The organism is Streptomyces sp. NPDC001604 (assembly GCF_042893475.1).
In the GTDB taxonomy this organism is placed as follows: domain Bacteria; phylum Actinomycetota; class Actinomycetes; order Streptomycetales; family Streptomycetaceae; genus Streptomyces.
In genome coordinates this window covers 92,454-118,403 of sequence record NZ_JBIAUY010000028.1, presented here as the reverse complement: position 1 = coordinate 118,403, position 25,950 = coordinate 92,454, and the positions used below count along the sequence as shown (strand labels likewise).

The following is a 25,950-nucleotide window of genomic DNA, read 5'->3' as shown; positions in this document are numbered from 1 at the left end:
TCCACCCTCGAACGCGGGATCCGCCGAGACGACGACCTCGCCCACGCCTACCGCAACTGGCTCCAAGCCGCTTGACGGGCAATAGGAGCATCAGCGACCCACCGGATTTCCACGGGCCTGTGGACAACTCGGCGCCGCTTGCCCGGCGTCAGAAAGTGAGCACCCCCCTGGCCACCCGCCCCGCCTCCGCGTCCGCCTTCGCCTTCTCGAAGTCCTCGATCGGGTAGGTCTCGGTCACCAGCTCGTCCAGCAGCAGCCGTCCTGCGCGGTACAGGTCGGCGTAGAGCGCGATGTCACGCTGCGGGCGCGAGGAGCCGTACCGGCAGCCCAGGATGGACTTGTCGAGGTACATGGAGGAGACGAGGAAGGAGGCCTCCGCGGTCGCCGCGGGCACGCCGAGCAGCACCGCCTGGCCGTGCCGGTCGAGCAGGTCGACGGCCTGCCGGATCAGTTCCACCCGCCCGACGCACTCGAAGGCGTGGTCGGCGCCCGTGGGCAGGATCTCCTTCACCCCGTCCGTCGACGTCAGGAAGTGCGTCGCCCCGAACTGCCGGGCCACCGCCTCCTTCGCCGGGTTCGCGTCGACGGCGACGATCCGCAGGGCGCCCGCGATCCGCGCGCCCTGGATGACGTTGAGCCCGATGCCGCCGGTGCCGATGACCAGCACGCTGTCCCCGCGGTCCACCCTCGCCCGGTTGAGCACGGCGCCCACCCCCGTCAGCACCCCGCACCCGATCAGTGCGGCGGCCGGCAGAGGAATGTCCTCGGGAATCCGGACCGCCTGCACCGCCTTCACCACGGTCCGTTCCGCGAACGCCGAGTTGGAGGCGAACTGGTAGACCGGCCGCCCGCCTTGCACGAACGGCCGCCCGGGACGTCCGATCGCCTGCCGGCACATCGTCGGCCGCCCCCGGTCGCACTCCGCGCACGTACCGCAGTTGGCCAGCGTGGACAGTGCGACATGATCACCCACCACCACATGGGTGACCCCGGCGCCGACGGCCTCCACCACCCCTGCTCCCTCATGCCCGAGCACCACAGGGACGGGGAAAGGTATGGTCCCGTCCACCACAGACAGATCGCTGTGGCACAACCCGGCAGCCGAGATGGCGACCTGCACCTCCCCCGGCCCCGGCTCCCGCACCTCCAGGTCGTCCACGACCTCGAGCCGCTTGCCGTCGAACACCACACCGCGCATCAGAAGACCCCCTTGGGCTCCCTGGGCAGGCCGAGCACACGCTCGGCGATGATCGTGCGCTGGACCTGGTCCGAACCGCCGTAGATCGTGTCGGCCCGGGAGAAGAGGAACAACTGCTGCAACGAGTCGAGTTCGTACGGCGCCGTCGACGACCAGTCCACCGGCCCGACCCCCGCCGCGGCCCCGCGCACCAGCATCGCCAGCTCCCCGAGCCGCTGATGCCAGCCGCCCCACAACAACTTGGCCACGCTGGAAGCCCCGGCGTCTCCGGAACCCCCCAGCGTCCGCAGCGCGTTCCACCGCATGGCCCGCAGTTCGGCCCACTGCCGCACCAGCCGTTCCCGTACGACGGGATCGGCGACCGCCCCCGTCTCGACGGCAGCCCCCACCACCCGCCCCAACTCCCCCGCGAATCCGATCTGCTGGGCCAGCGTGGAAACCCCCCGCTCGAACCCGAGCAGACTCATCGCGACCTTCCACCCGGCCCCTTCACCCCCGACGACGTGCTCCACGCGCGCGCGTGCCCCGTCGAAGAAGACCTCGTTGAAGTCGCTGGTCCCGGTCAGCTGCCGGATGGGCCGCACCTCGATCCGCCCCGGCTGGTCCATGGGGACGAGCAGAAAGGTCAGCCCGTGGTGCCGCCGGGACCCGGGTTCGGTCCGGGCCAGCACAAAGCACCAGTCGGCCTCGTGCGCCAGCGAGGTCCAGATCTTCTGCCCGGTGATCCGATAGCCGGCCCCATCACGTACGGCCGCCGTACGAACCCCAGCCAGATCGGAACCCGCACCGGGTTCGCTGTACCCCTGACACCACAGCTCATCACCGGCTGCGACGGGAGGAAGGAACCGGCTCTTCTGATCCGGTGTTCCATGAGCGAGCAGGGTGGGCGCCAGCAACTTCTCCCCGATGTGTCCCGACCGCGGCGGCGCCCCCGACCGCGCATACTCCTCGGCCCAGACGACCTGTTGGGTGAGCGTGGCAGTCCGATTGCCGTACCCGGCCTCCGACCACCCGAGCCCGATCCAGCCCGCCTTGCCGAGGGTGCGTTCCCAGACCCGCCGATCCTGCCCGACCTCGGCGTGCTCCGACAGCCACGCCTTCGCCTCCCGGCGAAACGCCTCATCATCGGCACTGAACCCAAAGTCCACTGGGGTCTCCTCTTGCCACCGGTCAGGTTGAGCTTCCTAGGGGCGCGGGGAACTGCGCGACAAGCCACAGACAACCCGCACCCGCCACACCACAAGGCCCCCCGACCTCTCAGGCGTTCGGCCTGTCGCCCCGCGCAGCGGCTTGCTCCATCCCCGCCAACCGCTCAAGCATCGGCATCGGATCCACCCCCACCGCCCCCGGCAAAACCTCCGCAACCCGCTCCGGAGTCCAGGAACCCTCGGCATGAGCGGACCGCAGCTCCCGCGGCTGCGCCCAAACCGCCAGCTTCGGCCCCGCGATCGTGTACACCTGCCCGGTGATCCCCTGCTCCTTCGCCCGGTCGGACAGCAGATACACCACCAGGGCAGCCACATCCTCCGGCTCCCCGATCTCCGTCAGCTCCATGGGAACGTTCGCCGACATCCGCGTACGGGCAACGGGCGCCACCGCATTGGCACTCACCCCGTACTTGTGCAGGCCCAGCGCAGCGCTCCGCACCAGCGAGATGACCCCGCCCTTCGCGGCGCTGTAATTGGCCTGCGAAACCGACCCCTGATGGTTCCCGCTGGTGAACCCGATCAACGTCCCCGCCCGCTGCTGCCGCATGACCGCAGAAGCTGCCCGAAACACAGTGAACGTGCCCTTCAAGTGAGTGGCGACCACCGGGTCCCACTCCTCCTCGGACATGTTGAACAGCATTCGCTCACGCAGGATCCCGGCAACGCAGACCACACCGTCGAGCCGCCCGTACGACGAGAGAGCGACGTCGACCACCCGCTGCCCGCCGGCCATCGTGGACACGTCGTCGGCCACCGCTACGGCGTCCCCGCCCGCCGCCTCGATCTCCTTGACGACGCTCTCGGCGACCGCGCTGGTGGGTGAAGCGCCGTCGACGGCGACCCCGTAGTCGTTGACGACGACCTTCGCGCCCTCGGCCGCCGCGGCCAGCGCCACCGCACGGCCGATGCCCCGTCCGGCGCCCGTCACGGCGACGACCTTGCCTGCCAAGAAGTTCCCCACGTCCGGCCCCTTCCCGCGGTTTCTGACGGACCGTTAGATTTTATGACCCGTCAGATACCTGGAGACAAGCCCCGGGGAGAGCCGATGTCGATGCCCGCGGAGTTCGACGAGATCGCCAAGCGCGTGAACAACTGGGGCCGTTGGGGCGCCGACGACGAGATCGGCACCCTCAACCTGATCACCGACGAGGTCGTGCGCGAGGCCGCCGCGACCGTCCGCACGGGCCGCCGCATCCCCCTCGCACTGCCCCTGCAGCAGGACGGCGTGCAGACCGGGATGATCCCGGGGCGGGTCAATCCGCTGCACGCGATGGTGCAGATCAACCAGGAGCTGTTCGGACCCGGATCGGTGGCGTGCAGCGACGACGCCGTGACCATGGGGCTGCAGGCCGCCACCCACTGGGACGCACTGCCCCATGTCTCGCACTCGGGCCGGCTCTACAACGGCCGCCCGGCCGGCACCGTCACCGCGCACGGCGGCGCCGAGTTCAGCGGTATCGACAAGGCGCGGCACGTCGTCTCGCGCGGGGTGCTGCTGGATGTGGCACGCGCGCGTGGCGTCGACCGGCTGGAGGGCGGGCACGCGGTCACCCCCGAAGACCTGGAGGCCGCCGAGGAGATGGCCGGTACGCGCGTGCGCGCCGGCGACATCGTGCTCGTACGCACCGGGCAGATCCAGGTCTGTCTCGCCGGGGACCGGCACGCGTACGGCTACCCCTCCCCGGGTCTGTCGATCCGCACCCCGGAGTGGTTCCACGCGCGCGACGTGGCCGCCGTCGCGAACGACACCCTCACGTTCGAGATCTTCCCGCCCGAGATCGAGGACCTGTGGCTGCCCGTACACGCGCTCGACCTCGTGGAGATGGGCATGCTGCAGGGCCAGAACTGGAATCTCGAAGAGTTGTCCACAGCCTGTGGAGAAGCTGGCAGATACACGTTCCTGCTGTCGGCGATGCCCGAGCCCTTCGTCGGCGCGACAGGGACTCCGGTGGCCCCCGTCGCCCTCCTGTGAGGTTCGTCGACCGGCGGCGCGGTGCTCCCGCCCCGAGCACGGCACCACGCGCCGCCGACCGACTCGGCGCACCCCCCCCACTCTCGACCTCGCTCGAGCGGGGGGACCCCCATCGGCTCCTCCTGGCCCTGAGGGAGCCGACGCCGAATCACGATCCGCACTCGTCGAGGGCTCCCGTCACCGAAGCCCTCGTCGTCCCCTCACGGCGAATCGCTGACCACAAGCGTGATCAAACGGACACGATGCGTCAACACCCGTACGGGGATTTATTACTTAAGCCCAATTTGTCGTGGGCGCGCACAGAAGCACATCCCGGCGCATCGCCGCAGCCGACCAGGGCGTGAGAGCGGTTTCTGCGACCGTGCACCCGAGCCGGCGGATCCTCCGCACCCGTGCGCCGGTCACACCGCCTCGAACGCCAGCCCCTCGTACGCCGTTGCGCCGCCCACACAGGCCTGTGCGGCCTGCCGGGTCTGTGCACAGCGGTCGAGTTCGCACCAGATGCGCTTGCCCGCGCCCTCGGGGCTCCAGCCCCAGCGGTCGGCGAGACCGTCGACGAGGGCGAGGCCACGGCCGCCGGTCGCGTCACCGTCGGCGCACCGGGGCACGGGGGCCCGGTCGCTGGTGTCGGCCACCTCGAGGCGAACGGTGGCCGATTCGGCGGCCACACCGGGCAGGGAGAGCCGCAGCACGGCCGGACAGCCGGTGTGCACCACGGCATTGGTGACCAGTTCGGAGACGAGCAGGATCAGCGTCTCGGCGAGCGGCTCGTCGGCCTCTATCCCGGACCCGGCGAGGCGGGAACGCGCCCACCGCCGGGCTCGCCCCACCTCAGCGGGGTCGGGCCGGACTTCCAGCTGCACCTGAAGCACCTGCACCGCTCACACCATCCGAACCGGCGGACACATGACCTCGCGCCACGCGCGCGCCGCAACGAGGGCCACGATCGTAGCCATTTTCTGCATGACCAGAACAATGGCCAGTGCAGAGCCCAGAGCAAGGGTCACGGAACGTGAATCCCTTAAGAGACAGCATGGTTGACGTACAGTCACGCCAACAAGCGCTTCGGGCATATTCCAGCGCGAAGGAGTACCCGTGCGGCATACTGTGCGACGCTCACTGCGGGGACTCGAACAGGCCAGTTCCGGCATCACCCCGGGGGTAACACCGGTACGGCTCATGCTCGCGGCCTCTCGCATCCCACAGAAGGTACCGGAGCGGGACGCCGACTCCAGGACGTGACGGGTCACGCGTAGGACACAACCCGATATCAACGCTCCGTAATTCCGGTATGCCACAATCCGCGACAACTGCGAGCGCGACTTCCGTGACATCCCAGGCCGGCGCCGTTCAGGCCACCAGATCGGCCGCGAGCAGTTCCTCACTCTCCGTGACGCTGCCGCCACGTTGTGCCCGCACCCATGCCCGCTTCAGATGCAGATGCACCTCGGAGTCCCAGGTGAAGCCCATGCCGCCGTGCACCTGAAGGCAGTCGCGGGCGCCGCGCACGGCGGCCTCGTCGGCGAGCAGCCGGGCCGCTGCGATGTCGCTGCGGTCGGCGGTGACGGCGGCCGCACAGACGGCGGCGCGTGCCACTTCGGCGCGCACCAGCATCTGCGCACACAGATGCTTGACCGCTTGGAAGGCCCCGATCGGCTGCCCGAACTGCTCACGCGTCCGGGCGTGTTGCACGGCCAACTCGCACACACGCGTGGCCGTACCGAGCTGCTCGGCGGCGGTGAGCAGGTCTGCGACGGGATCGGAGGGGGCCGGCGCGGGCACCCGGTGCAGGGGTGTCAGCGGGTCGACCGACCGTAGCGGTACGGCCCCCTCGGCCCCGCGCCGCACGACATCGGCCTCGTCCAGCCACTCCACGATCCTGCCGTCCGCAGCGGCGACGACGACCTCCCCCGTGGCGGCACCGGGCACTTCCCCGGCCGCGAGATGCGTGGCAACCAGCGGCCCGGGCATCAAAGCCCGCCCGGCCTCTTCGAACGCCAACGCGGCCTCTGGCAACCCGAGTCCGGCGCCTCCCTCCACTTCGGGCAGTCGTAGCGAGAAAATGCCCAGCTCTCCGAGAGTGCGCCACAGCACCCGGTCGAGACGGGGCTGGTAAGCGCCGGGTCCTGGAGTGCCGTCTAGGGGCGCGGGGAACTGCGCGACCAACCCCCACCCACCCGCAGACGACCGACGACCAATCACATCCCGCACAGCGGCCTGCAAGGCCCGTTGCTCCACGGTCAATTGAAAACGCACGCCTCACCGCCCCTTCGGCAACCCAAGAATCCGCTCGGCCACGATGTTCCGCTGAATCTGCGAAGTCCCGGCCGCAATGGTGTACGCCAGCGACGACAACCGATCCGCCACCCACGGCCGATCGAGATCGAGCGCGTCCTCCCCGAGGACGTCCGCCGCGGCGTCGTACAACTCCTGCCGCGCATGCGAATACCGCAGTTTGAAAACCGAACCCCCCACCCCGGGAACCCCGCCGGAGGCCTCCGCCTCGCTCACGTTCCACTGGATCAGCCGCCACAGCCCTCGGAACTCCGCATTGAGCCTCCCGAGGCGGCGCCGGAGCGCCGGATCGTCCCAGCGCCCGCGCCGCCGTGCCTCGGCGGCGAGTTCGCCCAGCACCCGCCGGCAGGCCACCACCTCGCCCACGAACGCCGTACCGCGCTCGAACGACAGCGTCACCATGGTCACGCGCCAGCCGTCGTTCTCCTCCCCGACCCGGTTCGCCACCGGCACCCGTACGTCGTCGAGGAACACCTCCGCGAACTCCGCCGACCCGGCCAGGGTCCGCAGCGGCCGTACCGTGACGCCCGGCAAGGACATGGGCATGGCCAGCCAGCTGATCCCGCGATGCTTGGGTGCCGCCGGATCCGTGCGGACCAACAGCTCGCACCAGTCGGCCACTTCGGCGTGCGAGGTCCAGATCTTGGACCCGCTCACCACGTACTCGTCGCCGTCCCTGCACGCGCGCGTGCGCAGTGCCGCGAGGTCGGAGCCGGCGTCCGGTTCGCTGAATCCCTGGCACCAGACCTCCTCGCCGCGCAGGATCGGCGGCAGCCAGCGCGCCCGCTGCTCGTCGGTCCCCTCGGCGGCGATGGTCGGCCCGGCGTGCAGCAGTCCGACGAAGTTCGCGCCCACATAGGGCGCGCCCGCCTTCTCGGTCTCCTCCAGGAAGATCAGCCGGGTGGTCGGGGAGGCGTCCCAGTGGACGTCGGCGTATCCGGCGTCGTACAGCATCCGCTGCCACCCGAGGTCGTACGCCCTGCGCCCGGGCCAGTCCTCCGGGGAGGGCTTCGTCGGCAGCGTCGGCAGCACCTTGCCGAGCCACTCCCGCAGCCGCGCCCGGAACTCCTCCTCCTCGGGCGTGTACGACAGGTCCATCAGCGGTCGAGGTCCAGGTCGAGCATGCGGATGGCGTTGCCGCGCATCAGCTTGTAGACCGTCTCGTCGTCGAGGCCCTTCACATGGTCGAGGGCGACTTCCTTGGTGTGCGGGAAGGTCGAGTCGACGTGCGGGTAGTCGGTCTCGAAGGTGGCGTTGTCCCGGCCCACCACGTCCAGCGAGGCCACCCCGTGCTTGTCGCGGAAGAAGCAGCAGAACATCTGCCGGTAGTAGTACGTCGACGGGGGCTCCGGGATCAGGTCGCGCACGCCTCCCCAGGCCCGGTGTTCCTCCCAGACGTCGTCGGCGCGTTCCAGGGCGTACGGGATCCAGCCCATCTGGCCCTCGGAGTAGGCGAGCTTGAGCCGCGGGAACTTCACCAGCACCCCGCTGAACAGGTAGTCCATCATCGAGGCCATGGCGTTGTTGAAGCTCAGCGAGGCCTGTACGGCGGGGGGTGCGTCGGGGGAGGCGGCGGGCATCTGGGAGCTGCTGCCGATGTGCATGTTGACGACCGTCCCGGTCTCCTGGCAGACCGCGAAGAACGGGTCCCAGTAGCCGGAGTGGATGGAGGGCAGGCCGAGGTAGGTGGGGATCTCGGAGAAGGTCACCGCCTTCACCCCGCGCGCGGCGTTGCGCCGGATCTCCGCGACCGCCAGGTCGACGTCCCACAGCGGGATCAGGCAGAGCGGGATGAGCCGGCCGCCGCTGTCGCCGCACCACTCCTCGACCATCCAGTCGTTGTAGGCGCGCACACAGGCCAGCGCGACCTCCTTGTCGTGCGCCTCGGCGAAGGTCTGCCCGCAGAAGCGCGGGAAGGACGGGAAGCAGAGGCTGGCCTCGACATGGTTGAGGTCCATGTCCTCGAGGCGGGCCTTGGGGTCCCAGCAGCCGCGCCGCATCTCCTCCCGGGTGATGCCCTCCAGGGTCATCTCGTCGCGGTCGAAGCCGACGGCGGCGATATTGCGCTTGTAGGGGAACTTCAGGTCCTCGTAGATCCACCAGTCGGTCGGCTGGCCCTCCGGGTCCATCGTGATCCGGTACTTCCCACCGACGTAGGCGAGCTCGCCGATCCCGGCGGTGAGGGGCTGCGGGCCCCGGTCGCGGTACTTCTGCGGCAGCCAGGTCTCGAAGAGGTGTGCGGGCTCGATCACATGGTCGTCGACGCTGATGATGCGGGGCAGTTCGGTCATGGATCCCCCACTGGGCACTCAGTTATCTGATGGACCGTCAGATTCTCTTCATCCAGCAGGCTAGTCGCGCGCCTCTGGACCGACAAGGCGCCGAGCCCTACGCTCTGCGCACGATCTGACTGCCCGTCAGTTCGACATCAGCTCCGTGTCCGCTCCACGAGGGGGCCGCCGTGAACGACACCGCCCACGCACTGAGCGCATCCCGCACCCTCTGGGACCTGGTCGCCCGCCGCGCCGACCTCACCCCCGACCGGCCCGTCCTCCTCCAGGACGACCGCACGCTGAGTTTCGGCGAGCTGCGCGCGCGTGCCGAACGCGTCGCGGCCGGTCTGTACGACATGGGCGTACGTCCCGGCACGGTGGTCGCCTGGCAGCTGCCCACCCGGATCGAGACCGCCCTGCTGTCCTTCGCGCTGGCCCGCCTGGGCGCCGTACAGACTCCGGTCATCCCGTTCTACCGGGACCGCGAGGTCGGCTTCGCGCTGCGGGAGTCGAGGGCCGAGTTCTTCGCCGTACCCGGTGAGTGGCGGGGCTTCGACCACACCGGGATGGTGCGACGGCTCGGCGCGAAGGGGGTCTTCGAGGCGTACGACGTGCTGCCGGACGGTGATCCGGGGGTGCTGCCCCCGCCGCCCTCCGAGGGCACCTCCGTGCGCTGGATCTACTGGACCTCGGGGACGACCTCCGACCCGAAGGGCGTGCTGCACACGGACCGTTCGCTGATCGCGGGCGGCTCGTGTCTCGCGCACGCGCTGCGGCTGTCGGCAGACGACGTGGGCTCGATGGCCTTCCCGTACGCCCATATCGCGGGGCCCGATTACACGGTGATGCTGCTGCTGTACGGCTTCCCGGCGGTGATGTTCGAGCAGTTCGCGCTGCCGGACGCGCTGGAGGAGTACCGCAGGCACGGGGTGACGGTGGCGGGCGGGTCCACGGCGTTCTACTCGATGTTCCTCGCGGAACAGCGCAAGCAGCCCGGGCAGAAGGTCATTCCTTCGCTACGGCTGCTCGCGGGCGGCGGGGCGCCGAAGCCGCCGGAGGTGTACCACTCCGTCGTACGGGAGATGGGGGTGCAGCTCACTCACGGGTACGGCATGACCGAGGTGCCGATGATCACCATGGGGGCGCCGGACGACACCGCGGAGAACCTGGCGACGACGGAGGGACGGCCGCCGGAGGGGATGGAGATACGGATCGTGGACGGCGAGGTGCGGCTGCGCGGGGAGGCCGTGTGCCAGGGGTATCTGGACCCGGCGCAGACGGCGGAGGCCTTCGACGAGGAGGGGTTTCTGCGCACCGGCGACCTGGGGTTCGTCACGGACAGCGGACATCTCGTCCTCACCGGGCGGCTCAAGGACGTGATCATCCGCAAGGGGGAGAACATCTCGGCGAAGGAGATCGAGGACCTGCTGGCCGCCCATCCGGCCGTCGGGGACGTCGCGGTGATCGGGCTGCCGGACGCCGAGCGCGGGGAGCGGGTGTGCGCGGTGATCGAGGTGGGGGCACAGCCGCAAGGCGCCGGTGAGTTGACCCTGGACGCGGTCACGTCGTACCTGCGCGCGGAAGGGCTGTCGGTGCACAAGCTGCCGGAGCAGCTGGAGGTGGTGGACGCCCTGCCGCGCAACGAGACGCTGCGGAAGGTGCTCAAGTACCAGCTGCGGGAGCGCTACTCGGGGACGGTGAAGTAGCGGGCGAACGCCGGGACGATCTCCGCCTCGCCGACCTTGCCGTCGCCGTCGGTGTCGAGCGCGGCGGCGACAGCGTGGACGATGCCCTCGTCCACGCCCAGGATCTTCAGCACGCGCACGGTGTCCTCGACGGTGGCGGCCCCGTCGCCGGCGGTGTCGGCGAGGTCGAGGGCCGCGTGCAGGAAGGGGCGGGCGATCTCGGCGAACCGCTCGGGGTTGTCGCGCAGGCGCTTGACCGCGCCGTTCACGAACTCCTCGCGGTCGATGCGCTGGTCGCCGTCCCGGTCCGCTATCCCGGCCATGCCCTGCCAGAAGGCCTCGGCTCCGCCGTACAGCGCCTGGCCCTTGTCGGAGCGGGCCGCGACACCGAACTCGGCGAGCAGCGCCTTGGCCGCTCCGCTGAAGTCCTCGCGGTCGATGAAGCCGTTGCCGTCCTGGTCGAAGGTGGCGAACCGGGCGGCGATCCTGCGCTCGTACTCGCTGCTGACCATGTCTTTCGGGCCGCCTTACGTCATCTCGGGTGCATCTCGTCGGAGCGTACGACGCGGGAGACCGTCCGGGCGCGGGAAAGCGGCGCTTGTGCCAAGACCGGGGGAATTTCGGGACAACTGTGTGGCACATGGAGCTGAGCTGCGACCCCTTGCACAGCTCTGGCCCAGGTCAGGCCGAAAGCGGATCGGCCTCTTCCGCGACCGCCGACGCCACGTCGGCGTACACGTCGAACAATCGGCGCACGCCCAGGGCGCCCAGGACACGGTTGACGTGTGAGCCCTCGACCGCGCCCTGCGCCGGGAGGATCAGACGCAGGGTGCCCTGGCAGGAGCGGATGAGGCGGCGGGCGGCGATGAGCACGCCGACGCCGCTGGAATCGCAGAAGAAGACCTCGGAGAGGTCGAGGACGAGGCCGTGGCGGCCGTCGGCCACCACGTCGTGCACCCGCTGACGCAGCACCGGCGACGTCACCAGGTCCAGCTCGCCCGACACATGGAGCACGGTCCAGTCGCCCTGCTCGCCGCCGGTCACATAGAACGCCACCACCATGCCCTTCGCTCGCCGGAGTCCCCGCAAAACGGAAGCCATCCCTACGCTTCCTTGCAGCGCGGCTGCCCAGCGGCCGTTCCCTGAAACACGACGCAAGAAACGGCAACCGATCAGAAGAGGCTTGTTTTAATCGACTTCGATCCTGTTCGATCAGGTCTGATCGAAGGTCGAGCGGGTAGGCAGGCACAGGACGCCGGCTGCACACATTGCGACAAAGCGACGTGCACTGTCGTAGCTGCCGACTACATTCGAGGAGACGATGGACGCAGACCGGGCCGACGAACGGGCAGGGGTGAGGGGGCCGTATGACGAAGAAGGACGCACCGCCCCGCTGGGACCGCAAGATGCAGCAGCGACTTGCACGCGGTGAGGCGGCCGCCCTCGGCGAGCTCTACGACCGCTTCGCCTCCCTCGTGCACGGCCTGGCCCATCGCGTCCTCGGGGACGAGCGCGCGGCCGACGGCATCACGCGTGACGTCTTCGCACACGTCTGGGAACATCCCGAGGCCTACGACCCCAAGCAGGGCCCGCTGCGTTCCTGGGTCGCCACGCTGACCCACCGCCTCGCCGTGCAGCGGCTGCGCACCACCGAGACCGCCGCCCTGGCCCAGGGCTCCGGCGGCTCCGCCGAGGAGCTGGAGCGCAAGGTGCGCCGCGCCTCGGTCGCCGCCCGCGCCGACTACATCGTCACGTCCATGCCCGCCCCGCTGCGCGCCGCCCTGGACCTTGCCTACTTCCAGCGCCGCGACTACCGCCAGACCGCCGCCGACCTCGGCGTCACCGAGGACGAGGCCCGCCGCCGGCTCCGCCTGGGCCTGCAGCTCCTGGCCACCGCCCACGACGCCGGCGCACCCGGGGCACCGCCCGGTTACGGGGGTGCCGTGTGAGCGACGCAGGCAGCGCGGACCGCTTCGAGCCCGGGGGATTCGACGGCGAGGACGACCCCGTCGGCGGGAACGGCACTGCGGGCAAGGGCGACTTCGAGGACAAGAGCAGCTTCAAGGACAAGAGCGACAAACGCGACGAGCAGGACGAGGCCGAGCAGCAGGAGGGGTACGGCATCCCGGGCGGACCCGCGCACGACAACGGCAACGACATCCCTCCGGGCCCCGACCAGCCTCCGCGCATACCGATGCCCCGCGCCTCCGTAGAGGACGGCGGACGGCCGCTGCCCGCCCTGGAGGACCTGGACGAGACGGCGCAGCGGCCCGCACGGTTGGTCCTGGAGCACCGCGTCCTGAAGTCGCTCCTCGGGGCCTGGGCGCTGGCCGCCTGCTCGCCTGACGAGACGGCGGCCGTCGAGGAACACCTGGGCGACTGCGGCTCCTGCGCCGACGAGGCGCTGCGGCTGCGTGAAGCGGTCGGCCTGCTGCACCAGCCCGAGAGCCTCGACCTGGACCCGGGCCTGCGCACCCGCGTCCTGGACGGCTGCCTCGACCGGCGGCCGCCCCGCATCCCGGTGCCCGAGTGGGCGGCTCCGTACGACGCGGAGGCCGCCCGGCTCGACGCCCTGCTGCAGGACATCGGGGACGCCGAGTGGCACCGGCCCGTGCGGCTGCGCTGGTTCGAGGCGGAGAGCCCGATGACCCGTCGTACGACGGTCGCCGGGGTCATCGCCCACCTGCTGTCGGTCGACGGGCTGGTCGCGGTCGCCCTCGGCATGGACGACCCGCTCGGCGACGTCGCCGAGGCGGGCTCCACACCCCGGGCCCGCACCGAGGCGTACTGGCGCGCCTCGCACTTCCCGCCCAACCGTTCCGTACGGGCCCCCTGGCGCGATCAGACCCATGACCTCGTCCGCACGGCCTCCTTCATCAGCGACTCGGGGCCGGCCCGGCCGGCCGTCTCCTACGGCGACTTCGAGTTGCCGCTGCGGGACGCGATGCTGGACCGGGCCTTCGAGTGCTGGGTGCACGCCGAGGACATCGCCGAGGCCGTCGACTACCCGTACGAGCCGCCCGCCCCACGCCATATGAACCGCATGATCGACCTCGCGGCGCGGGTCCTGCCGGACGTGCTCGCAACCCGCCGCCGGGCCGGCCTGGCCTCGCCTCCCCACCACCGGCACCTGGTCCCGGCGGGCGAGCCGGGCCGCAGCCTGCGGCTGGAGATCGAAGGGATGGGCGGCGGCGAGTGGCTGATCCCCCTCGACTCCCCGGCGGCGGTCGGCTCCGCCGCGCACGAGGTGGCCCACGTGGCCCTGGACGGCGCGGAGTTCTGCCGCCTGGCAGCGGGGCATGTGCCTCCGGCGGAGGCGGCGGTGGGGCAGGTCGGTGACCGGGAGGCGATCAGGGATGTGCTGTTCGCTGCAGCGGCCTTGAGCCGGATGTAGGAGGCGGTGCGGTTTCGTCGGCGGCTGCGGGTGCGTGGGGGCCGTTCGCGCAGTTCCCCGCGCCCCTTTCAGGGGCGCGGGGAACTGCGCGAGCCGACGACCAGCCGCCCCGAGCTGCTAGGCGAACACAACCGTCCGGCGCCCGTTGAGCAGAATGCGCCGCTCGGCATGCCACTTCACCGCCCGCGCCAGCGCCTGGCACTCCACGTCACGACCGATCGCGACGAGCTGATCCGGTGTGACGTCATGCCCCACCCGCTCGACCTCCTGCTCGATGATCGGCCCCTCGTCAAGATCCGCGGTCACGTAATGCGCCGTCGCACCGATCAGCTTCACACCCCTGGCATGAGCCTGGTGATACGGCTTCGCACCCTTGAAGCTCGGCAGGAACGAATGGTGGATATTGATGATCCGCCCGCTGAGCTGCTTGCACAGGTCGTCGGAGAGGACCTGCATATAGCGGGCGAGCACCACCAGCTCGACCCCCTCCTCACGGACGATCTCCAGCAGCCGCGCCTCGGCCTCCGCCTTGGTGTCCTTCGTCACCGGAACGTGGTGGAAAGGAACGTTGTACGAGCCGACCAGCTCGGCGAACTCCGTGTGGTTGGACACCACCGCCGCGATCTCCACCGGCAGCGCCCCGATCCGGGTCCGGAACAGCAGGTCGTTCAGGCAGTGCCCGAACTTGCTGACCATGAGGACGATGCGCATCTTCTCGTCGGCCCGGTTGATCTGCCAGTCCATGTGGAAGGAGTCACCGATCGCCGCGAAGCTCGCTCGCAGCTTGTCCACCGTCACCGGCTCCTCGGCGGAGAAGTGGACGCGCATGAAGAACAGACCCGTGTCGTGGTCGCCGAACTGCTGGCTGTCCTCGATGTTGCAGCCGGTCATGAAGAGATAGCTCGACACGGCGTGCACGATGCCCCGCTTGTCGGGGCAGGAGAGCGTGAGGACGTACTGGTCGTCGAGCGCCGCGGCTCGGGTGGACTGCTCGTTCATGCAGGACAGGGTCCCATAAACGGGCCCCGGTCCGGACCGGAGTCCGCTACGCGGACCTGGTCATGATCCGCAGCACCTCGAGCGTGCGCGGCGGCGCGTCCGGGTCCTCGCCGTCGGCTGTAGCCATCCGCACATGCGCGTCCCGGGCCGCCCTGACGGCTTCCGGCCAGGCCTGGTTCTCGACGTATGCGGAGACCGGCGCGTCGGGCCCGACCTGGTGCATGATCCGCAGCACCCGGAGCACGGCGGTGTCGACGAGGGCCGCCTCCTGGGAGTCCCGGAATATCGTGCCGACGTACTTCTCGGCGGACCAGTTGTCCAGCCAGGTGTCCTCGACGAGGCGGTACACGGCGTCGGTCACGTCCCCGTATCCGTCGACGCCGGCCAGCCAGACGTTCTGCTGGAACGCCGGGTCGGAGAGCATGTGCAGCGCGGAGCGCACATTGCTGCGCCAGCGCCACCACGGCATGTCGTTCAGTGGCATGCCGCCCATGGTGGAGGAGCGACGGCCGCGACGGGAAGAGTTCTCCGAACCTTGCACGGTCATCGATCGTACGTTCTGCCGCTCGGGCGTCCTACCGACCCCCGTAATTCACCTCGGTGTCACCGTTCGACAACCGAAGGTCACCCCCGGGTTGGCGATGTGGCGGAAGCGTGTGTGCCCATGACCGGCAGGCGACGCAATCGCAGCACCTTCCTCCCCACACGCACCCGGCCTCTCAGAGCCACCGCCCTCTCGGCGGGGGCGCTGGTCGCCTGTGCCTCGCTCGCCGCCGGTTGCGGGGTCATCCCCGGTACCACGGGGGGTTCCGGGGATGGCCCGATCACCGTCATGACCTGGGCCCCTTCGGACACCAGCGCGACCAACAAGCCCGGCATGCCGGCCTTCGCGCAGGCCTACGCCCGCTGGATCAACGCCCAGGGCGGCATCAACGGCCGCAAGCTGAAGGTCCTGACCTGCAACGAGCACAACGACAGCGTGGCCGCCGCGAAGTGCGCCCGCCTCGCCGTCAAGGAGAACGTCGTCGCGGTCGTCGGCTCCTACAGCCAGTACGGCGACTCCTACCTCCCCGAGCTGGAGGGCGCAGGCATCCCTTACATCGGCGGCTACGGCGTCACGACCGCCGAGTTCACCAGCCCCATGTCCTACCCGGTCAACGGCGGCCAGCCCGCCCTGCTGGCCGGTCTCGGCAAGGAACTCGCCGACGGCTGCGGCCCGGTGGCGCTCGTGCGGCCCGACAGCATCGCGGGCGACGAACTGCCCGCCATGCTCGACTCCGGCCTGAAGGCGGGCGGCCACCGTCCCGCGATCGACCAGCGGGCGGCGGACGACACCACCGAGTACTCGGGGCCCTCGCGGCAGGCGCTGACGGCCACGACCGGCACCCCGGCGAAGAGCGGGTGCGTGATCCCCGCGCTCGGGGACCGCACCGACACCTTCATGGACTCCTTCCGGCGCGACCGCCAGGGCTACCCCGCGGTGAAGACCGCCGCCACGCTCGACAGCGTCGACCAGACGGTGATCAACGAGTCCGGCGGACAGTCGGGGCCGTACGAGGGGTCCTACGTCACCGGCTGGTACCCGGTGTCGAGCGATCCGCGCTGGGACGCCATGAAGAAGGTGATCCAGGAGCAGGCCTTCGGCGACAACCGCATCGACGCCTCGGACACCGGGGTGCAGACGACATGGATCGCGTACACGGTGTTCAGGTCCGTCGTCGCGTCGCTGGGCAGCGGCGACGTGTCCGCCGACACGGTGCGCAGGGCCCTCGACGACGGGCTGAAGGTCGACACGGACGGACTGACGCCGGCCCTGCAGTGGTCCTCCGAGGGCCCGCTGGCCAGCATCGGCTTCTCCCGCATGGTCAACGCCGACGTGACGCTCCAGGTGGTACGCCAGGGCCAACTCGTGGCGGTGAACAAGGGGTTCGTGGACGTGACGAAGACGCTGCAGAGCGCGGACGTGAACTGAGGCTCACGTCCGCGCTTTCACATCACAGCTGGGTCGGCTGGCGCCGGCTCAGACCGTATGTCTCCGCGATGGCGTTCCACAGCCGGGCCGCCTTGACCTTCTGCTGGCTGGCGGTGCCGCTCTCGCGGTTGCCGGCCGCGGTCTGGCCGGTCGGGCGGGCCTGGCCCTTCTTGCAGCCCTTCTTGCCGCCCACCTGGTCGGCCCAGGCCGCGTAGTGGTTGTCGGCCGCCGCGGACGCCTGCCAGGCCCTGGTGAGCGCGGCGGTCAGCGCGGCGTGGTTCGGGAGCTTGTCGACGGACAGGCCGGACAGCCGGTTGACCAGCTCGGCGCGCTGCTTGGCCGCGTCGCGCAGGTCCGAGGCGGCCTGGCCGAGGTCCCTGCACCCCTTCACACTGTCCACCGCCCGGATCACCGAGGCCCGGCTGCCACCGCTGTCGGCGAGCAGCTTGTCCAGGGCGACGGCCTGCTGCTTCGCCGGATCGCCGGCTGACGAGGCGGAGCCGTCGGTCGCCGGGGCCGTGGCGGAGACGGTCTGGTTCTTGTCCTTGCCGCCGCTGTCGCCCCCGCCGTTGAGCAGCGCGCCGGCACCGATGCCGAGCACGACGATGCCGACACCGATCGCGGCGATGAGCGGCACCCGTGAGCGGCTGCGGCCGCTGCTGCCGTCACCGGGCCCGGGCGGGGCGTACGCGGCCTGCGGGGGCGGCGGCTGCTGGAAGCGCGGCATCTGCTGCGTGGCCTGCGCGGGGCTCCCGGCACCGGGCCCGCTGCGGAACAGGTTGTCGAACTCGGCAGGCGGCTGCCGTTCCCCGCCCTGCGGCATGCCGTACGGCGCCTGCCCGGTCACGGGCGGTATGTACTGGGTGGCCTGCGAGTCGGGCCCGGCCGCATGCGGCGTATGCCCGAGGAACTGCGTCGCCTCGGAGACCGATCCGCCCCCACCGACCTCGGGCGGCAACGCTCCCGGCGCAACGGGCGGAATGTACTGAGTCGCCCCTTCGGTATCGGAAGCAGCAGCAACGGGCGGTATGTACTGCGTGGCCCCCTCGTCCACAGCGGGCGGAAGCGGAGCGCCACCGGGGGCGGCGGGAGGCAGCGGGGCGGCCTCCGGAGCCGAGGCGCCATACGCGTTCGCGGCGGGCGGCAGGGGTGCGTTCGCCGGGGGCTGCGGCATCGCGGGCTGACCGCCGTACGACGGGGCCGGGGTGCTCTCGGGGGGCAGCGGCCCGGACCCGTGCGCACCCCACTGGTCCGGGGGCGGCGACTGCTGCTGGTCGGGTGCCCCCCACGCCGGGGCCGGCGGTGTCGGCCAGCCCTGGCCCGGCGACGGGGCCGCACTCTGCTGCTGGTCGGGGCCCCACGGCGTGCCCCAGGCCTGGCCGCCGGGTGGGGCCGGGGCCTGCGGGCCGCCGTACGGGCCGCTCTGCTGTCCGCCGTACTGGCCTGACGGCTGACCGCCGTAGGAGCCCGCCTGCGGGCCGTTGTACGCGCCTGGCTGCTGCCCGGCGGGGTCACCGGCAGGCGGTCCGCCGTAGGGGCCGGGCTGCGGGCCGGCCGGGGCCTGGGCGCCCAGCATGCCCGGCAGCAGGGGCTCGCCGCCGTCGGAGGGCAGCACGATGCCTTCGCGCGCTTCGCGCGGCGAGGGCTCCTCGCCCTGTCCACTCTGCGTCACCGGGACTCCTACGAATGGGGGACCTTCGGAATCGTCGGCTCACGCTACCGGGTCCCCCGAGCCGGGTGCCACGCAGCTCAGGGCGCAACCTCCTTCCCTGTGACAGCAGTAACAAAACCGCTCTGCATACCGCTGCATCTGTTGCATCTGTCACGCACTCCGGCCGACCCCCAACGGCCACCGGCCGTTGTCCGCAGGTTCACGCAGCCGCCTGCAGGTCGAGGCGGGCTCCGAACTCCCGCACCACCGGCTCGTCCCGGTAAGGGTCCAGCCGCTGCTGGAAGTCCTCCAGGTACTCGGCGCCCCGGTTGGAGCGCAGGGACTCCAGGAGCTCCACGGCCTTCAGTCCCGTGTTGCAGGCCTGCTCGATCTCCCGCTGCTGCACCTGCGCGGTGGCCAGCAGCACATACCCGATGGCCCGCCTGCGGGCCTTGGTCTCGGGCAGCCCGGCCAGCGACTCCTGCGCGCGCCGTGCCGCCGCCTCGGCCTGTCCGAGGTCCCGGTGGCAGTGCGCCAACTCGTCGGCCAGATACGCCTCGTCGAAGTGCGTGATCCACGCGGGGTCGTCTCCGGAGGCGGAATCGGCGGACTCCAGCGCCGTGACCGCCCGCCCGGACGCCACCTGGGCCGCCCGCGCGTCCCCCATCAACGCATGCCCGCGCGCCTCCGCCGCGTAGAACATCGCCTCCGCGCGCGGGGTCACGCGCCCACGCGCCCCCTCCTGCGCCGCCCGCGCCAACTGCGCGATCTCACGCGGGTTTCCGAGCTGCGCGGCGAGATGGCTCATGGAGGCGGCGAGGACGTACCCGCCGTAGCCGCGGTCCCCGGCGGCCTGCGCGAGCCTCAGCGCCTGGATGTAGTAGCGCTGGGCCAGGCCCGGCTGCCCGGTGTCGACGGCCATGTACCCCGCGAGCTCGGTCAGCCGGGCCACCGCGGCGAACAGATCACGGCCGACGGCCTCCCGGTACGACCCCGCCAGCAGCCCCGAGACGACGCTGTTGAGGTAGTGCACGACCACCGGGCGCACATGCCCGCTGCCGTACTGGTGGTCCAGATCCACCAGCGCCTGTGTCATCGCGCGCACGGCCGCCACGTCGGACTGTCCCACCCGTGGTCCCGCCGAGCGCGACACCTGCGAGTCGGGCGAGGAGATCAGCCAGTCCCGGCTCGGCTCGACCAGCGCGGACGCGGCGACGGACGAACCGGACAGGAAGTCCCGGCGCCCCACGTCACTGCGCCACAGCTCGCAGACCTGCTCGATGGCCCCCAGTACCGTCGGCGAGAACTGGAGACCCACGCCCGAGGCGAGGTTCTTGCCGTTGGCCATGCCGATCTCGTCGATCGTGACCGTACGGCCCAGCTTGCGTCCCAGCGCCTCTGCGATGATCGCCGGGGCGCGCCCGCGCGGCTGCTGCCCGCGCAGCCAGCGGGCCACGGACGTCTTGTCGTAGCGCAGGTCGAGGCCGTGCTCGGCGCCGCACATGTTGACCCGACGGGCGAGCCCGGCGTTCGAGCACCCCGCCTCCTGGATGAGCGCCTGCAACCGTTCGTTCGGCTGTCGCGCGACGAGAGGCCTTGCGGCCATGGCGTACCCCCTGGGAACAATTCCCTGAAGCGAAAAGATCCGGCCGTGAAGATCAATGCCCCGCCGACAGACCTAAAATGCGAGGCTTGCGCGGATTGCCGGGGTAAAGGCGGAACCCGACCCCACCGGTGGCTACCCAGCTCACGCCGAGGTTCCTCCCGCGCGCCCCCACACGTGCATCCATGCGCCCCAGATACGGAATCAATGCTCCTCCCCCGCGCGCGCTACCCCCGTAACTCCAGGTAGGTACGGGAGTTGAGTTCACCGTGGAAGAGACGATCGCCGGCCCCGAAGCCGCTCAGATTCCGAAGCAGCGTGGGGAATCGCTGCAGGAGACCGCCGTCCGCTACGCCGAGGAGCGCCACTGGGACGTCTTCCCCGGCACCTGGCTGGAAGCCGTCGACGGGGTGTGGCACTGCTCCTGCGGCGACACGGCGTGCGCCGCGCGCGGCGCGCATCCGGCGGACGACGACTGGGAGGCGCTGGCGACGGGCAGTGCGACCGTCGCCCGCCGGATGTGGCAGAAGCATCCGACGGCGTCGATCCTGCTGCCGACGGGGCGTACCTTCGACGCGATCGAGGTCGCCGAGACCGCGGGGTTCCTCGCGCTGGCGCGCATGGAGCGCATGGAGTTGACGCTCGGTCCTGTGACGTTGACGCCGGATCGCCGGATGCACTTCTTCGTGCTGCCCGGGGCGGCGGCGAAGATGCCCGAACTGGTGCGGAAGTTGGGCTGGTCGCCCTCGTCCCTGGATCTCGTTGCGCTCGGGGAGGGGGCGTATGTGGCTGCGCCGCCCACCCGGTACGGGGCGCGGGGGGCCGTTCAGTGGGCCTGTCGGCCCACGCCCGCCAATCGGTGGCTGCCGGATGCGGAGGAATTGATTTCGCCTCTCGCCTATGCGTGTGGGCGGGATCGGTAGCCCGGCGAGAGCGGGTTGTATGTGGTTGCTCGCGCCCCGCGGCGGAGCCGCAGATCAGCACAGTCCCGCGCCCCTGTCGGGCGGCTGCAGCGCCGTAGGGTTGATCCATGACGTCAGCCGCCGTGCGCGTACAGGGACTGTGGAAGCGGTTCGGGCAGCAAGTTGCCGTTGCCGGGATCGATCTGGAACTGCCCGCGGGGAAGTTCATCGGGCTCGTCGGGCCGAACGGGGCCGGAAAGACGACCACCCTGTCCATGGTGACCGGGCTGCTGCGGCCCGATCAGGGGAGTGTCGAGGTCGTCGGGCACGACGTGTGGCGGGATCCGGTGGCGGTGAAGGCGCGGATCGGGGTGCTGCCGGAGGGGCTGCGGCTCTTCGAACGGCTGTCGGGGCGTGAACTGCTCTCGTACAGCGGGCGGTTGCGGGGGCTGCCCGGTACCGAGGTCGACAAGCGGGCCACGCAGCTTCTCGATGTGCTCGACCTGGCCGGCGCCCAGCACAAGCTCGTCGTCGACTACTCGACCGGTATGCGCAAGAAGATCGGCCTCGCGGCCGCGCTGCTCCACAACCCCGAAGTGCTCTTCCTCGACGAGCCGTTCGAGGGCGTCGATCCGGTGTCCGCCCAGACCATCCGCGGGGTCCTGGAGCGGTACACGGCGTCGGGCGCCACCGTCGTCTTCTCCTCCCATGTCATGGAGCTCGTCGAGTCGCTGTGCGACTGGGTGGCCGTGATGGCCGCCGGCCGTATCCGCGCGCACGGCACGCTCGCCGAGGTCCGCGGGGAGGCGGCTTCGCTGCAGCAGGCGTTCCTCGAACTCGTCGGCGCGGGCGGCCGCGACACGGGGTCGAACCTGGACTGGCTGGGCGGCGGCGCACGATGACGGGCGAAGCCGACCTCACTCCCGTCTTCGTACGGCTGAAGCTGTCGCTGCTGCGCAACGGGCTCAGGCAGTCCGGCGGACGGCGGGCCGCCTATGTCGTCTCGGCCGTCGTCGTGGTGCTGTTCGGGGCGCTGCAGCTGCTCGGACTGATCGCGCTGCACGGCAACACGCACGCCCTGTCCGTGGTCACGCTCGGGACGGCCGTGCTGGCGCTGGGCTGGGCGGTGATGCCGCTGTTCTTCCCGAGCGGCGACGAGACGCTCGACCCGACGCGGCTTGTGATGCTGCCGCTGCGGCCCCGGCCGCTGGTGCGGGCGCTGCTGGCGGCCTCGCTGGTGGGCATCGGGCCGCTGTTCACGCTGCTTCTGCTGGCCGGTTCGGTGATCGCGGTCGCGCACGGCGGCGCGGCCTACGCCGTCGGTGTCCTCGCCGTCGTCCTCGGGCTGCTGGTGTGCGTGGCCCTGGCGCGGGCCGTCGCCGCCGCCAACATCCGCCTGCTGACCAGCCGCAAGGGCCGCGACCTGGCGGTACTGAGCGGCCTGGTCATCGCGATCGGGGCGCAGCTGGTCAACTTCGGGGCGCAGCACCTGGGTTCCTCCGGGCTCTCGCAACTCGACCCGGTGGCGGACGTCCTGAAGTGGGTGCCGCCCGCGTCGGCCATCGGCGCGGTGCACTCGGTGAGCAACGGCTCGTACGGAGTCGCCGCCCTCCAACTGGCCCTGAGCGTAGCCGCGTTGACGCTGCTGCTCGCCGTGTGGTCACGCCATCTCACCCGGCTGATGACCTCACCCGACGGCTCCACCCTCCAGGCCGCCGAGCCCGCCGCCCGCGAACGGACCACCGGCGGCCTCGCCCGCCTGCTGCCCTCCGGCCGCACCGGCACGGTGATGGAACGCAGCCTGCGCTACATCTGGCGCGACCCGAAGACCAAGGCGGCCTGGGTGACCTCGCTCGCCATCGGTCTGATCGTGCCCGTGTTCAATGCCCTGCAGGGCACCGGCTCGATCTACTTCGCGTGCTTCGCCGCGGGGATGCTCGGCATCCAGATGTACAACCAGTTCGGACAGGACACCTCCGCGTTCTGGATGGTCGCCACGACCATCTCCTCCACGCACGACGCCTATGTCGAGCTGCGCGGCCGGGCCCTCGCCCTGCTCGTGATCACCCTGCCGTACGCCACCCTCGTGACCGTCCTGACCACCGCGATGCTCGGCGACTGGCCCCGCCTGCCCGAGGTGCTCGGCCTGTCCTTCGCGCTGCTCGGCGCGATGCTGGCGACCGGCGCATGGACGTCCGCCCGTTTCCCGTACTCCATCCCCCAGGAGGGCTACAAGAACGTCGCCCCCGGCCAGGCCGGCCTCGCCTGGATCTCCATCTTCGGCGGCATGGTCTCAGCGGCCCTGCTGTCCGCCCCCGTCATCGTCGCCACGATCTGGGCCAACGTGGCCAAGGACGGCGACCGGTGGGGCTGGCTGCTGCTCCCGGCCGGCGCGGCATACGGGGCAGGCATCACCCTGGCAGGCCTACGCCTGGCGGCCCCACGAACAGCGGCCCGCCTCCCGGAGATCCTGACGGCGGTGAGCAAAGGCTGACGGTACGTCTGTGCCGCCGGCGTGCCCCGTCAGGGGCGCGGAGAACTGCGCGACAAGCCCCCACCGACCCGCACCCGCCGAACAACCAGCACCCCCGAGCCATCAGGCGCCCCGCCCAGCCTCACGCGGTGAACACCGCGTCGAGGAACGGCTCGACGGCCGCCCGCCAAGCCGCCGGCTGGTCATAGTGCACAAGATGCCCCGCATCAGCCACCTCCGCATACTCGCCGAGAGGCAACACCCGCACCATCTCCTGGGCCTCCGCCCGCCCCAACTCCCCGTCGACCCCGCGCACGACAAGTGCCGGACACCGCACCTGCGCAAGCTCCTCCCAGTGCGCGTCATACACCCAGGTCTCCCGGGAGCGCAGCATCTGCTCGTAGTCGAAGACGGGCCGCCAGCCGTCGGGCGACTCGTGCATCACCTCGGCGTAGAACTCCCCGCGCGCCGGATTCGGCCGCTCCACCCACGGATCGTCCTCGCCGAACCACTTGCGTACGTCGGCGAGCGTGGCGAAGGGGACGGGCCAGGCCTTGAACCAGTCGGCCCACTCCCGCTGCGAGGCGACACCCAGCGCGGAGGCCCGCATATCGCAGATGACCAGGCCCCGCACCAGTTCGGGGCGCTTGGCGGCGAGCTGCCAGGCCGTCAGCGCGCCCATGGCGTGGCCGATGAGGACGGCCGGGGCGAGGCCGAGCTGCTCGAGCGCGGCCTCGGCATCCTCGACGTACGCCTCACGGGTGAAGGAGGCCCCCGGGGGCTTGTCGCTCTGGCCGTGGCCGCGCTGGTCGAGTGCGACGGCACGGTGCCGCCCGGAGAGCCAGCGGGCAGTGGACGCCCAGTGCGAGGCGCGGCCCATCAGGCCGTGCAGTAACAGCACGCCGGGTGTGTCCTCGGGCGCGGGTTGCGCCGGGTCGGCCTTGGGAGGGTCGCCGAACTCCCAGGCCGCGAGGCGTACGCCGCCCGCACCCGTCACGTCGATGCGTCGCGCCATGGTCCTGGCACCCCCCTAGCTCCGCTCGGACCGCTCGCTCCCGCTCGAGCCGGCCGGTCCTGTGAACCGTGTCCTGCCGTGCCGTGCAGCTGCCTGTTCGTATGAGCTCAGTTCGTTGTGCGCTCGGTGCTTGTGCGCTCAGTGCTGGTGCGCTCACTCCTGAAGCGCACGTTCCGCGTGACCTGTCACCGAAGACTATCGAATGGGTATTCGAAAATAGGGTCCCTGCGGCCAACACCCCTCGTACGAGTGACCTCGCCCGAGGAATGATCGCCGCCGCCGAGGGGAGATCTTCAGCGGGAGGCGGACCGCTCGGGGAAAACGGTCCGAAGGGGATGACCCTGAGAGCTCGGGGCTCCGGGTCAGCACAGGGGAGGACAGGCCCCGGCGCCACACGGCGCCGGGGCCCTCCACACGTCTGCGGCACATCCTCCCGACCCCCCTCAGGTCATATGCCTCACGCGACAGCCTCGCACGCGAAACGTCCGAGCGCTGCGATTTCGACGCACCGGATCCCGGCGGCCGAAAGAGATCGACGACAAGCCCGCAGGACTCCCCAAACACCCCTGGAACAACGGAAGTTGACGGCGTCAGCGCTTGGCGACGAACACATGGGAGGCGACATCCGCCTCCAGCTCGGCCGCCTCACCACCGCTGCCCACCAGCACACCGCCCGCCGATTCCGTCACACTCACCACCGAACCGGGCTGCACACCCGCCCGCCGCAGCGTGTACATCAGCTGCGCATCCGTCTGGATCGGCTCACCGATACGGCGCACCACGACCGTCTTGCCGTCGGCGCCCGGGTCGAGGTCCGCCAGCGACACCATGCCCTCGTCCAGGAACGGGTCCGCGCCGTCCTTCTCGCCCAGCTCCTCAAGGCCCGGAATCGGGTTGCCGTACGGCGACTCGGTCGGGTGCCGCAGCAGCTCCAGCACGCGCCGCTCCACGGCCTCACTCATCACGTGCTCCCAGCGACACGCCTCCGCGTGCACCTGCTCCCACTCCAGACCGATCACATCGACCAGCAGACACTCGGCGAGCCGGTGCTTGCGCATCACGCGCGTGGCGAGGCGACGGCCCTCGTCCGTCAGCTCCAGATGGCGGTCCGTCGCCACGGACACGAGACCGTCCCGCTCCATCCGCGCCACCGTCTGGCTGACGGTCGGCCCGCTCTGGTCCAGCCGCTCGGCGATCCGGGCGCGCATGGGGACCACACCTTCCTCCTCCAGCTCGAGGATGGTGCGGAGATACATCTCCGTGGTGTCGATCAGTCCGGACATACGTGCCCCTCGATGAGATCTGCCGGA

At 70.7% G+C, this 25,950-nt stretch carries 23 protein-coding genes; 8 read left to right on the top strand and 15 right to left on the bottom strand.

Annotated elements, in window-relative coordinates; all coding sequences use genetic code 11:
• Positions 1-148: 148 nt before the first annotated feature.
• The 3 genes from ACFY1E_RS45110 to ACFY1E_RS45100 form a co-directional block, all read right to left on the bottom strand.
• On the bottom strand, positions 149-1,198 hold the full coding sequence (locus ACFY1E_RS45110; protein WP_389087670.1) for a Zn-dependent alcohol dehydrogenase: 1,050 nt from the start codon (positions 1,196-1,198) through the stop codon (positions 149-151).
• Positions 1,198-2,346, bottom strand: a complete 1,149-nt coding sequence (locus ACFY1E_RS45105) for an acyl-CoA dehydrogenase family protein (protein WP_389087668.1) — start codon at positions 2,344-2,346, stop codon at positions 1,198-1,200. Before ACFY1E_RS45105 ends, ACFY1E_RS45110 begins: the two co-directional genes overlap by 1 nt.
• A 109-nt stretch (positions 2,347-2,455) precedes the next feature.
• Complete coding sequence (locus ACFY1E_RS45100) at positions 2,456-3,367, bottom strand: SDR family NAD(P)-dependent oxidoreductase (RefSeq protein WP_389087666.1); 912 nt, start codon at positions 3,365-3,367, stop codon at positions 2,456-2,458.
• 84 nt (positions 3,368-3,451) lie between these two features.
• Between ACFY1E_RS45100 and ACFY1E_RS45095 the strand changes: the two genes are divergently transcribed.
• A complete protein-coding gene (locus ACFY1E_RS45095) occupies positions 3,452-4,378 on the top strand; it encodes a cyclase family protein (RefSeq protein ID WP_389087663.1) in 927 nt (308 codons plus the stop codon).
• Between the two features lie 401 nt (positions 4,379-4,779).
• On the opposite strand, the gene ACFY1E_RS45090 is transcribed toward ACFY1E_RS45095, so the two are convergent.
• From ACFY1E_RS45090 to ACFY1E_RS45075, 4 genes are all read right to left on the bottom strand, one after another.
• Positions 4,780-5,241: an ATP-binding protein gene (locus ACFY1E_RS45090; RefSeq protein WP_389087661.1), complete on the bottom strand. Its 462-nt coding sequence runs from the start codon at positions 5,239-5,241 to the stop codon at positions 4,780-4,782.
• Positions 5,242-5,728: 487 nt separating this feature from the next.
• Positions 5,729-6,634 (bottom strand): acyl-CoA dehydrogenase family protein, encoded by a 906-nt coding sequence (locus tag ACFY1E_RS45085; RefSeq protein ID WP_389087658.1) that lies wholly within the window; start codon positions 6,632-6,634, stop codon positions 5,729-5,731.
• A gap of 3 nt (positions 6,635-6,637) precedes the next feature.
• Complete coding sequence (locus ACFY1E_RS45080) at positions 6,638-7,771, bottom strand: acyl-CoA dehydrogenase family protein (protein WP_389087656.1); 1,134 nt, start codon at positions 7,769-7,771, stop codon at positions 6,638-6,640.
• On the bottom strand, positions 7,771-8,964 hold the full coding sequence (locus ACFY1E_RS45075; RefSeq protein WP_389087653.1) for an amidohydrolase family protein: 1,194 nt from the start codon (positions 8,962-8,964) through the stop codon (positions 7,771-7,773). Before ACFY1E_RS45075 ends, ACFY1E_RS45080 begins: the two co-directional genes overlap by 1 nt.
• Positions 8,965-9,134: 170 nt before the next feature.
• Here ACFY1E_RS45075 and ACFY1E_RS45070 point away from each other — a divergent pair, with 170 nt between their 5' ends.
• Entirely contained in the window at positions 9,135-10,652 is a 1,518-nt protein-coding gene (locus ACFY1E_RS45070; RefSeq protein ID WP_389087651.1) for a class I adenylate-forming enzyme family protein, read from the top strand.
• Here ACFY1E_RS45070 and ACFY1E_RS45065 read toward each other — a convergent pair.
• On the bottom strand, positions 10,631-11,143 hold the full coding sequence (locus ACFY1E_RS45065; protein WP_389087649.1) for an EF-hand domain-containing protein: 513 nt from the start codon (positions 11,141-11,143) through the stop codon (positions 10,631-10,633). The genes ACFY1E_RS45070 and ACFY1E_RS45065 overlap by 22 nt on opposite strands.
• A 169-nt stretch (positions 11,144-11,312) precedes the next feature.
• Complete coding sequence (locus ACFY1E_RS45060) at positions 11,313-11,693, bottom strand: STAS domain-containing protein (protein WP_389087675.1); 381 nt, start codon at positions 11,691-11,693, stop codon at positions 11,313-11,315.
• 305 nt (positions 11,694-11,998) lie between these two features.
• Here ACFY1E_RS45060 and ACFY1E_RS45055 point away from each other — a divergent pair, with 305 nt between their 5' ends.
• Positions 11,999-12,580, top strand: coding sequence for a sigma-70 family RNA polymerase sigma factor (locus tag ACFY1E_RS45055; protein WP_389087647.1), 582 nt, complete (start codon positions 11,999-12,001; stop codon positions 12,578-12,580).
• Entirely contained in the window at positions 12,577-14,025 is a 1,449-nt protein-coding gene (locus ACFY1E_RS45050; protein WP_389087645.1) for a maleylpyruvate isomerase N-terminal domain-containing protein, read from the top strand. Before ACFY1E_RS45055 ends, ACFY1E_RS45050 begins: the two co-directional genes overlap by 4 nt.
• A gap of 117 nt (positions 14,026-14,142) precedes the next feature.
• Here the strand turns inward: ACFY1E_RS45050 and purU are convergent, their stop codons facing one another.
• Together purU and ACFY1E_RS45040 are read right to left on the bottom strand one after the other, a co-directional pair.
• Positions 14,143-15,024 (bottom strand): formyltetrahydrofolate deformylase, encoded by an 882-nt coding sequence (purU, locus tag ACFY1E_RS45045; protein WP_389087642.1) that lies wholly within the window; start codon positions 15,022-15,024, stop codon positions 14,143-14,145.
• Positions 15,025-15,070: 46 nt separating this feature from the next.
• Positions 15,071-15,571, bottom strand: coding sequence for a hypothetical protein (locus tag ACFY1E_RS45040; RefSeq protein ID WP_115907499.1), 501 nt, complete (start codon positions 15,569-15,571; stop codon positions 15,071-15,073).
• A gap of 117 nt (positions 15,572-15,688) precedes the next feature.
• Here ACFY1E_RS45040 and ACFY1E_RS45035 point away from each other — a divergent pair, with 117 nt between their 5' ends.
• Positions 15,689-16,996, top strand: a complete 1,308-nt coding sequence (locus tag ACFY1E_RS45035) for an ABC transporter substrate-binding protein (RefSeq protein ID WP_389087640.1) — start codon at positions 15,689-15,691, stop codon at positions 16,994-16,996.
• Between the two features lie 22 nt (positions 16,997-17,018).
• Here ACFY1E_RS45035 and ACFY1E_RS45030 read toward each other — a convergent pair whose 3' ends face one another.
• Entirely contained in the window at positions 17,019-18,668 is a 1,650-nt protein-coding gene (locus ACFY1E_RS45030; protein ID WP_389087638.1) for a hypothetical protein, read from the bottom strand.
• A 199-nt stretch (positions 18,669-18,867) separates the two neighbouring features.
• The gene (locus ACFY1E_RS45025; protein ID WP_389087636.1) at positions 18,868-20,253 is read right to left on the bottom strand and encodes a transcriptional regulator; all 1,386 of its coding nucleotides are present in this window, start codon (positions 20,251-20,253) and stop codon (positions 18,868-18,870) included.
• Between the two features lie 266 nt (positions 20,254-20,519).
• On the opposite strand from ACFY1E_RS45025, the gene ACFY1E_RS45020 reads away from it, so the two are divergent.
• From ACFY1E_RS45020 to ACFY1E_RS45010, 3 genes are all read left to right on the top strand, one after another.
• Positions 20,520-21,173: a bifunctional DNA primase/polymerase gene (locus tag ACFY1E_RS45020; protein ID WP_389087634.1), complete on the top strand. Its 654-nt coding sequence runs from the start codon at positions 20,520-20,522 to the stop codon at positions 21,171-21,173.
• A 107-nt stretch (positions 21,174-21,280) separates the two neighbouring features.
• Positions 21,281-22,054, top strand: a complete 774-nt coding sequence (locus tag ACFY1E_RS45015) for an ABC transporter ATP-binding protein (protein WP_389087631.1) — start codon at positions 21,281-21,283, stop codon at positions 22,052-22,054.
• Positions 22,051-23,646 (top strand): transporter, encoded by a 1,596-nt coding sequence (locus tag ACFY1E_RS45010; RefSeq protein WP_389087629.1) that lies wholly within the window; start codon positions 22,051-22,053, stop codon positions 23,644-23,646. The genes ACFY1E_RS45015 and ACFY1E_RS45010 overlap by 4 nt, the downstream gene beginning before the upstream one ends.
• Positions 23,647-23,767: 121 nt before the next feature.
• On the opposite strand, the gene ACFY1E_RS45005 is transcribed toward ACFY1E_RS45010, so the two are convergent.
• Both ACFY1E_RS45005 and ACFY1E_RS45000 read right to left on the bottom strand, forming a co-directional pair.
• Positions 23,768-24,640 (bottom strand): alpha/beta fold hydrolase, encoded by an 873-nt coding sequence (locus tag ACFY1E_RS45005; protein ID WP_389087626.1) that lies wholly within the window; start codon positions 24,638-24,640, stop codon positions 23,768-23,770.
• A 590-nt stretch (positions 24,641-25,230) separates the two neighbouring features.
• Complete coding sequence (locus ACFY1E_RS45000) at positions 25,231-25,923, bottom strand: metal-dependent transcriptional regulator (protein WP_030941023.1); 693 nt, start codon at positions 25,921-25,923, stop codon at positions 25,231-25,233.
• Positions 25,924-25,950 lie beyond the last annotated feature (27 nt).

Excerpts from the sequence above, each read along its gene's own strand:
- ACFY1E_RS45110 (WP_389087670.1), bottom strand. The coding sequence starts at position 1,198 with ATGCGCGGTGTGGTGTTCGACGGCAAGCGGCTCGAGGTCGTGGACGAC.
- ACFY1E_RS45095 (WP_389087663.1), top strand. The coding sequence starts at position 3,452 with ATGTCGATGCCCGCGGAGTTCGACGAGATCGCCAAGCGCGTGAACAAC.
- ACFY1E_RS45080 (WP_389087656.1), bottom strand. The coding sequence starts at position 7,771 with ATGGACCTGTCGTACACGCCCGAGGAGGAGGAGTTCCGGGCGCGGCTG.
- ACFY1E_RS45075 (WP_389087653.1), bottom strand. The coding sequence starts at position 8,964 with ATGACCGAACTGCCCCGCATCATCAGCGTCGACGACCATGTGATCGAG.
- ACFY1E_RS45065 (WP_389087649.1), bottom strand. The coding sequence starts at position 11,143 with ATGGTCAGCAGCGAGTACGAGCGCAGGATCGCCGCCCGGTTCGCCACC.
- ACFY1E_RS45060 (WP_389087675.1), bottom strand. The coding sequence starts at position 11,693 with ATGGTGGTGGCGTTCTATGTGACCGGCGGCGAGCAGGGCGACTGGACC.
- ACFY1E_RS45055 (WP_389087647.1), top strand. The coding sequence starts at position 11,999 with ATGACGAAGAAGGACGCACCGCCCCGCTGGGACCGCAAGATGCAGCAG.
- purU (WP_389087642.1), bottom strand. The coding sequence starts at position 15,024 with ATGAACGAGCAGTCCACCCGAGCCGCGGCGCTCGACGACCAGTACGTC.
- ACFY1E_RS45040 (WP_115907499.1), bottom strand. The coding sequence starts at position 15,571 with ATGACCGTGCAAGGTTCGGAGAACTCTTCCCGTCGCGGCCGTCGCTCC.
- ACFY1E_RS45035 (WP_389087640.1), top strand. The coding sequence starts at position 15,689 with ATGACCGGCAGGCGACGCAATCGCAGCACCTTCCTCCCCACACGCACC.
- ACFY1E_RS45025 (WP_389087636.1), bottom strand. The coding sequence starts at position 20,253 with ATGGCCGCAAGGCCTCTCGTCGCGCGACAGCCGAACGAACGGTTGCAG.
- ACFY1E_RS45015 (WP_389087631.1), top strand. The coding sequence starts at position 21,281 with ATGACGTCAGCCGCCGTGCGCGTACAGGGACTGTGGAAGCGGTTCGGG.
- ACFY1E_RS45010 (WP_389087629.1), top strand. The coding sequence starts at position 22,051 with ATGACGGGCGAAGCCGACCTCACTCCCGTCTTCGTACGGCTGAAGCTG.
- ACFY1E_RS45005 (WP_389087626.1), bottom strand. The coding sequence starts at position 24,640 with ATGGCGCGACGCATCGACGTGACGGGTGCGGGCGGCGTACGCCTCGCG.
- ACFY1E_RS45000 (WP_030941023.1), bottom strand. The coding sequence starts at position 25,923 with ATGTCCGGACTGATCGACACCACGGAGATGTATCTCCGCACCATCCTC.